This is a genomic window from Streptomyces aureus (assembly GCF_001418135.1).
Classification (GTDB): Bacteria; Actinomycetota; Actinomycetes; order Streptomycetales; family Streptomycetaceae; genus Streptomyces; species Streptomyces aureus_A.
In genome coordinates, this window is the sequence record NZ_LIPQ01000355.1 from 1 (window position 1) to 7,726 (window position 7,726).

Annotated in this window: 7 protein-coding genes; 6 read left to right on the forward strand and 1 reads right to left on the reverse strand. The window is 72.0% G+C overall.

The genetic code is table 11. The features are described 5' to 3' along the window. Positions 1-251 (reverse strand): glycosyltransferase family 2 protein (locus AOK00_RS26925; protein ID WP_159041859.1); only part of this gene is annotated, 251 nt, incomplete at its 3' end. Positions 252-470: 219 nt separating this feature from the next. On the opposite strand from AOK00_RS26925, the gene AOK00_RS26930 reads away from it, so the two are divergent. From AOK00_RS26930 to AOK00_RS26955, 6 genes are all read left to right on the forward strand, one after another. Continuing rightward, the gene (locus AOK00_RS26930; RefSeq protein WP_055602855.1) at positions 471-1,760 is read left to right on the forward strand and encodes a DUF6716 putative glycosyltransferase; all 1,290 of its coding nucleotides are present in this window, start codon (positions 471-473) and stop codon (positions 1,758-1,760) included. Then, positions 1,760-2,944, forward strand: coding sequence for an acylneuraminate cytidylyltransferase (locus AOK00_RS26935; protein WP_055602856.1), 1,185 nt, complete (start codon positions 1,760-1,762; stop codon positions 2,942-2,944). Before AOK00_RS26930 ends, AOK00_RS26935 begins: the two co-directional genes overlap by 1 nt. An 11-nt stretch (positions 2,945-2,955) precedes the next feature. Continuing rightward, entirely contained in the window at positions 2,956-3,849 is an 894-nt protein-coding gene (locus AOK00_RS26940) for an N-acetylneuraminate synthase family protein (RefSeq protein ID WP_055602857.1), read from the forward strand. Further along, positions 3,846-5,066 (forward strand): hypothetical protein, encoded by a 1,221-nt coding sequence (locus tag AOK00_RS26945; RefSeq protein WP_055602858.1) that lies wholly within the window; start codon positions 3,846-3,848, stop codon positions 5,064-5,066. Before AOK00_RS26940 ends, AOK00_RS26945 begins: the two co-directional genes overlap by 4 nt. 116 nt (positions 5,067-5,182) lie before the next feature. Then, positions 5,183-6,403, forward strand: a complete 1,221-nt coding sequence (locus AOK00_RS26950; RefSeq protein WP_055602859.1) for an amidohydrolase — start codon at positions 5,183-5,185, stop codon at positions 6,401-6,403. A 304-nt stretch (positions 6,404-6,707) separates the two neighbouring features. Continuing rightward, positions 6,708-7,726: BMP family lipoprotein (locus AOK00_RS26955; protein WP_055602860.1), on the forward strand; the 1,019-nt coding region annotated here is incomplete at its 3' end.

Sequence of the window (7,726 nt, forward strand, 5' to 3'; positions counted from 1 at the left end):
TCGCCGCGGGCGGCGTCGAGACCGGTGTTCCGGGCGGTGGCGAGGCCCCCGTTGTGCTCGTGCCTGATCAGGACGGCACCCGGGATCTCGCGCGCGGCCCTTTCGAGGATCTCCGGGGTCCCGTCCGACGAGCAGTCGTCGACAAGCAGGAACTCGAAGTCCTCCCGGGCGTTGGCCCGCAGGCTCGTGAGGGTGTCGGGGGCGTATGTCTGCACGTTGTAGAACGGCACGACGACGGAGAGCTTGACCACGCGGTTGACGCTAGGTGCCGTCCCGGCATTCCCACCGACCGTCGGGCATCCCTTTGGTGAACACGAAGCGGCGGGCCGATTAACCACCTTTCCCGGCAGGGAAAATCAGCCCCGATACGTCCGGTTCACGACCCACTTCAGCAGGAGGAGAGGCTCTGTTCACCGTTTGTTGTGGCTCAGTTGGGCCGAAAAGCGGAATGCCCTTCTAGCGTCCTCGGCGTGCCAGCAAGTACCAGAGAAGCGGTACGGGTCGCCGTACTCGCCGACTCCGACACCCGGTGGAAATGGGGCGCCCTCACGGCGCGCCGCATCACCACGGCGACCGCCGAACCCACCGGATTCGTCCTGCGCGGACGGGCAACCCCCACCGAACGCCAGCTCGCCGAGACCGGGGTGTCCACCACCACCCCGCGCGAGGTGACGGGTGCGGAATTCCTGCGCGCGGTACGGGACGCGGAGACGCGCGACGAGGGATACGACGTCGTCGTCCTCGCTCTCGTCGGGGGCACCGTACGGGCCGTCCTCCAGGGGCTCGCCGACCTGGGCCTCGAACGGCGTCCCGTGGTCGTCACCGGCTATGTCGGCGTCGTCTACGAGAAGCTGACCGACGGTCTGCTGCTGCGCCACGGCGCCGACGTCGTCCTCGCCAACTCCCGTCACGACGCGGAGCGTTTCCGCGCCGTGTACGAAGGAGTGGGCGCCGGGGCCGACTCGGTCGTCGAGGCGGCCCTGCCCTTCCTCGGCGGCGCCCCGCACACCCCGGAAGCCGGCCGCGACACCCTGGTCTTCGCCGCCCAGCCGTCCGTGCCGGTCACCCGGACCGAACGCGCCTACGTACTGCGGCGGCTGATCGGGCACGCCCGGCTCCACCCGGGCCGCGAGGTGCTCCTCAAGCTCCGCTCCAAGCCGGGCGAACACACCACGCACCTGGAGGAGTACCCGTTCCAGAAGCTGGTCCGCGAGCTCGACCCGCCGGCCAACTTCAAGCTCGTGTACGGGCACATGGGCGAGGTCCTCGACCGCACCGACCTGCTGGTGACCGTCTCCTCGACGGCCGCCCTCGAAGCACTCCACCGGCGCATCCCCACCGCGATCCTCACCGACCTCGGGGTCCGCGAGGCGCTCGGCAACCACCACTTCGTCGGCTCCGGTCTGCTCGCCTCCTTCGACCGACTCGACAAGGGGCTCGCCCCGACGCCCGACGAGACCTGGCTCGCCCGGCAGGGCGTCGCCTCCGACGGCTCGTACGACGCGGCCTTCGACGCGGCCCGCGACCGGGTCACCGAGCTCCTGGCGCTCCCCGCGCTGCCCCCGATCACCCCCTACTACACGACGGAGACGGCGCCCGGCTACCTGCCCGGGATCCTGGCCCGCCACCGCCTGGACGTCACCGCCCCGGAGCCCCGCGAGAGCGGCCTCCGCAGGGTCGTCCGGGAGGCCGCGCGGGGCGCGTACCGCCACGGCGTGCAACGCGTCGCCCCCGTCATCCGCCGCCTGGGAGAACTCTGATGACCACCACCGTGCTCGCCGTGATCCCCGCGAGGGGCGGTTCGAAGGGCGTGCCCGCCAAGAACCTCGCCCCGGTGGCCGGAGTCCCCCTGGTCGCCCGCGCCGTCCGGGCCTGCCTCGGCGCCCGCCCCGTCACCCACGTCGTGGTCTCCACCGACGACGCCGGCATCGCGGCCGCCGCCCGCACCGCGGGGGCCGAGGCCGTGCGGCGCCCCGCCGAGATCGCCGGCGACACCGCCACCAGCGAGGCCGCGGTCCTGCACGCCATGGACGCCTTCGAGGCCACCCACGGCCGCCCGGCCGACGTGGTCCTCCTCGTCCAGTGCACCAGCCCCTTCCTCAGCTCCGCCGAGGTCGCCGAGACCGTCGAGCGCATCACCTCCGGTGCCGCCGACACGGCCTTCACCGCCGCCCCGTCGCACGGCTTCCTCTGGCGCGAGACGGTCGAGGACGGCGCCACCGGCGTCAACCACGACAAGGCGCACCGTCCCCGCCGCCAGGACCGGGAGCCCGAGTACCTGGAGACCGGCGCCGTCTACGCGATGGACGCGGCCGGCTTCCGCACCCACAAGCACCGCTTCTTCGGCCGTACGGCGCTCGTCGTCACCGACCCCGCCCGGGTCCTGGAGATCGACGACCCGCACGACCTGGCCCGCGCCCGCGTCCTCGCCCCGCTCCTCGACACCCCGGCCACGCCCGGCTTCGCGGACATCGACGCCGTCGTCCTCGACTTCGACGGCACGCAGACCGACGACCGGGTCCACCTGGACGCCGAGGGACGCGAGTTCGTCTCCGCGCACCGGGGCGACGGCCTCGGCATCGCCGCCCTGCGCCGCGCCGGACTGCCCGTCCTCATCCTCTCCACCGAGCAGAACGCCGTCGTCGCCGCCCGCGCCCGCAAGCTCAAGATCCCCGTCCTGCACGGCATCGACCGCAAGGACCGGGCCCTCAAGGAGTGGTGCGAGGCCGAGGGCATCGACCCGCAGCGCGTGCTCTACGCCGGAAACGACGTCAACGACCTTCCCTGCTTCCACCTCGTCGGCTGGCCCGTCGCGGTGAGCAGCGCACACGACTCCGTACGGGCCGCGGCCCGCGCGGTCACCGTCACCCCGGGCGGCTCGGGGGCGATCCGTGAGATCGCCGCCTGGCTCCTCGGACCCGAGCTCGACACCCCCAACTCCTAAGGACCGGCACCATGAACACCCGTATCCGCACCCTCGGCGACAAGACCGCAGGCCCGGGCCACTCCGTCTACATCACCGGCGAGATCGGCATCAACCACAACGGTGACCTCGACAACGCGTTCGCGCTGATCGACGTGGCCGCCGAGGCCGGCTGCGACGCCGTCAAGTTCCAGAAGCGCACCCCCGAGATCTGCACCCCGCGCGACCAGTGGGACATCGAGCGGGACACCCCCTGGGGCCGGATGACGTACATCGACTACCGTCACCGCGTCGAGTTCGACGAGACCCAGTACCGCGCCATCGACGAGCACTGCAGGAAGCGCGGCATCGACTGGTTCGCCTCCCCGTGGGACACCGAGGCCGTCGCCTTCCTCGAGAAGTTCGACGTCCCGGCCCACAAGGTCGCCTCGGCCTCCCTCACCGACGACGAGCTGCTCCGCTCGCTGCGCGCCACCGGCCGTACGGTCATCCTCTCCACCGGCATGTCGACGCCGGCGCAGATCCGTCACGCCGTCGAGGTCCTCGGCAGCGCGAACATCCTGCTCTGCCACGCCACCTCGACCTACCCGGCCAAGGCCGAGGAGCTCAACCTGCGCGTCATCCAGACGCTGCAGGAGGAGTACCCGAACGTCCCGATCGGCTACTCCGGCCACGAGACCGGCCTCCAGACCACGCTGGCCGCCGTCGCCCTCGGCGCCACCTTCGTCGAGCGTCACATCACCCTCGACCGCGCCATGTGGGGCTCCGACCAGGCCGCCTCCGTCGAGCCCCAGGGCCTGCAGCGCCTGGTCCGCGACATCCGCACCATCGAGGCCGCCCTCGGCGACGGCGTCAAGAAGGTCTACGAGTCGGAGCTCGGCCCGATGAAGAAGCTCCGCCGGGTCCAGGGCCTCGTCGCCGCATGACCGGGCAGCTGGCGTTCGTCGAGAGCCCGGTCCAGCTCCTCAACGTCCTGGAATGGGCGCACACCCAGGCTTCCGCCACGGGTGCGCCCTCCGCGGCACCCGCCGGCACGCACGGCCCGGCGGACGCCGCGCCCGCCGGCGCGGTCACCGCGGCGCCCGACTCCGCTGACGCCGGTGCGTCCGTGCGGGCGCCCCGCTCGACGGACGCCACCCAGGGTGCGGCACAGCCCGCACCCGCCCTGACGGTCGTCGTCCTCTCGCCGACCGACCCCATGTCGCGGGGCCAGCTGCGCCGGATGGCCCAGCTGGCCCGCGACGAGGGCCTCACCGTCCACTGGCAGGAGGCCCGCGGCGGCCGGGGCGCGCTCGTCCGCACGCTGCGGGAGCTCGCCCGGCCGCTGCGTTCCGCGGAGCGGGTGATCATCGGGGACCCGTTCTCCCGGTACGTCCAGCTCCTCCTCACCCTCTTCGCCCCCCGGCACCTGACCGTGGTCGACGACGGCACCGCCACCATGGAGTACGCCGCCCAGATCGGCCGCGGCGAGCGCCTGGTGCGCTGGCACCGCAAGAACAGCGGCCTCGACCCGCGCGAGCTGGTGCTCGCCCCGGTGACCCTGCTCGCCAAGAAGCGCCTCGCCCCGACCTCCGGCCGGACGGTCGAGATCTTCACCTCGCTGCCCGTCGAGGTCCCCGAGGGAGTCACGGTCACGGAGAACTCCTACGCCTGGACCCGGGCCCGCTTCGGCCCGCCGCTGCTCACCGGTGGCGCGGACCTGGTGGGGACCTCGCTGGTGGAGACGGGGGTCGTCGACGCCGGCCACTACGACCGGGTGGTGGCGGAACTCGCCCGCGCCCACGGCGCCACCCGCTATTTCGCGCACCGCAGGGAGAGCGCCGAGAAGCTGCACCGGATCGCGGTCGAGACGGGCCTCCAGGTGGTCCGCCCGGAGCTGCCCCTGGAGCTGATCGCCCGGCGCGGCCCCATCGGGCGTACGGTCGTCAGTTTCCCGTCCACGGTCGTGCACACCCTGCCGCTGGCGCTCGCCGGCACCGGGGTGAAGGTCGCGGTCTGCGAGATCTCGTCCGAGTGGCTGCGGGCCACCGCCTCCCCGCGGGCCCAGGGCTTCCTGTCCGGGGTGACGGGCACGGCGGCCCACGAGGTCGACCGGCTCACCTCGCGGGTGGCGGCCCAGACCGATCGGCTCGAATTCGGCTGAGCGTACCCATACGGAAGGGGCTTCAAGCCTGCCGAACCGAGATTCTTTCCCCTAACGGGCTGAACTTTTCGTGATCAACGGGCAGTTGACCTCTCCGGAGGCCTACCCTTCAAAGGGTGAACCAGTTGAAGTCCCGTGAGCCAGGCTCCGTCACCCTGCCCGGAACGCTGTCCGAACCCCTGCGCGTCGAACTGATCGCCTTCCGCAGGGACTTGCACATGCACCCCGAGCTCGGGAACCAGGAGTTCCGTACGACCGCCGCGCTCAAGGCCCGCCTGGAGGCGGCCGGCCTCGCGCCGAAGGTCCTGCCAGGCGCCACCGGGCTCATCTGTGACATCGGCACCCCGGACCCCGAGCGGCCGATGCTCGCGATCCGCGCCGACCTCGACGCGCTGCCCATCCCCGACGTCAAGACCGTCGCCTACCACTCCACGGTGGCCAACCGCGCCCACGCCTGCGGACACGACGTCCACACCACCACCGTCCTCGGCGCCGGACTCGTCCTCGCCGAGCTCGACCGGCAGGGCCTCCTCCCGGCCGCCGTGCGGCTGCTCTTCCAGCCCGCCGAGGAGGTCCTCCCCGGCGGCGCCGCCGATGCCGTCGAGGCCGGCGTCCTGGACGGGGTCGGCCGGATCATCGCCGTGCACTGCGACCCCCGGGTGGACGCGGGGAAGATCGGGCTGCGCCCCGGCCCCATCACCTCCGCCTGCGACCGTCTGGAGGTCACCCTCGACGGGCCCGGCGGCCACACCGCCCGCCCGCACCTCACGACCGACCTCGTCACCGCCGCCGCCCGGGTCGCCGTCGACGTCCCGGGCGTCCTGTCCCGCCGTGTGGACGCCCGCTCGGGGCTCTCGGTCACCTGGGGCCGCATCGAGTCCGGCCACGCCTGCAACGTCATCCCGCAGCACGCCGAGCTCTCCGGCACCGTCCGTTGCCTCGACCTGCCCACCTGGCGGGAGGCGCCCGACCTGGTGCACGCGGCCATCGACGAGATCGCGACCCTGCACCGGGCCAAGTCGACCGTCACCTACGTGCGCGGTGTCCCCCCGGTCGTCAACGACCCGGCCGTCACCGAGCTGCTCCATGCCGCGATGACCGCGCGGCGCGGACCGCACGCGATCGAGGACACCGAGCAGAGTCTCGGCGGCGAGGACTTCTCCTGGTACCTGGAGCACGTGCCCGGCGCCATGGCCCGCCTCGGCGTCCGTACCCCCGGCGACCCCCGTGTCCGCGACCTCCACGCCGGCGACTTCGACGTGGACGAGCGCTGCATCGAGGCCGGCGTGGAGCTCTTCACGGCGGCGGCGCTGCTCGACGCGGCACCAAAGCGCTGATTTCAGGCCAAACGGCAGCCTTGATTCCGGCCGGACGGACCCTTCATCCGTCCGGCCGACCGGCGTCCCCCCTTCGGTCCAACGGACCGGCGTGGCGCCCCCGGACTCCCTTCCCGGCGCCCGGACCCGGAGATATAACCGGCAGTACCGGGCCGAACGCCCCCGGTCGCCTCGACTGGCCGGTTCGCGACGATCCGATAACGACTCATGAACGGGTCTTTAACTGACATCTACGCGCGTTACGATCGCCGCGAAACCAGCGCCGGAAGAGGCGCTTTCGGTCAGTCTTGAAGGGACCCTCCTCTTGCGCCGGATCACCAGGATCACGACCGTGGGCATCGCCTCCGCGGCGCTCGCCCTCTCCGCCACCGCGTGTGGCAAGTCTTCGACGGACTCCGGCTCCAGCCCGAGCTCGACGGCGAAGGCGACGAAGGCTGCCATCGCGTACGACATCGGCGGCCGTGGCGACCAGTCGTTCAACGACGCCGCCTACGCGGGCCTCAAGAAGGCCGAGGACGAGCTCGGCGTCAAGGGCGCCGAGGCCGAGCCCTCCGAGGGTGAGGGCGACGCCGACAAGGTGCAGCGCCTGACCGCTCTCGCCCGCGCCGGGAACAACCCGGTCATCGGCGTCGGCTTCGCCTACGCCCCGGCCATCGAGAAGGTCGCCAAGGCCTACCCGAAGACCACCTTCGGCCTCATCGACGACACGTCGAAGACCGGCCCGAACATCGCCAACCTCGTCTTCAACGAGGAGCAGGGCTCCTACCTGGCCGGCGTCGCCGCCGCCAAGGCGTCCAAGACCGGCACGGTCGGCTTCATCGGCGGTGTCGAGGTTCCGCTGATCAAGAAGTTCGAGGCGGGCTTCGCGCAGGGCGTCAAGGACACCAACCCCAACGCGAAGGTGCTCGTCCAGTACCTGACCCAGCCGCCGAACTTCGACGGCTTCTCCAAGCCCGACCTCGGCAAGGCCGCCGCGCAGGGCCAGCTCGACAAGGGCGCCGACGTGATCTACGCCGCCGCCGGTCTGGCCGGTTCCGGCTCGATCGAGGCCGCCGCGACCGCCGGCAAGTGGGCCATCGGCGTCGACTCCGACCAGTACAACCAGGCGGGTCTGGCCTCCTACAAGGACCACATCCTGACCTCGGTCACCAAGGACGTCTCGGACTCCGTCTTCAACGTGATCAAGTCGGTCCAGGACGGCAAGCCGCAGTCCGGCGAGATCCGCTACGGCCTCGCCACGGACGGCGGTGACGTCGGTCATCTTCACGTACGCGGGGTTGGAGTCGGCCAGGCCGACACCGTCCGTGGCGAGGCCGTAGCGGA

Excerpts from the sequence above, each read along its gene's own strand:
- AOK00_RS26945 (WP_055602858.1), top strand. The coding sequence starts at position 3,846 with ATGACCGGGCAGCTGGCGTTCGTCGAGAGCCCGGTCCAGCTCCTCAAC.
- AOK00_RS26940 (WP_055602857.1), top strand. The coding sequence starts at position 2,956 with ATGAACACCCGTATCCGCACCCTCGGCGACAAGACCGCAGGCCCGGGC.
- AOK00_RS26935 (WP_055602856.1), top strand. The coding sequence starts at position 1,760 with ATGACCACCACCGTGCTCGCCGTGATCCCCGCGAGGGGCGGTTCGAAG.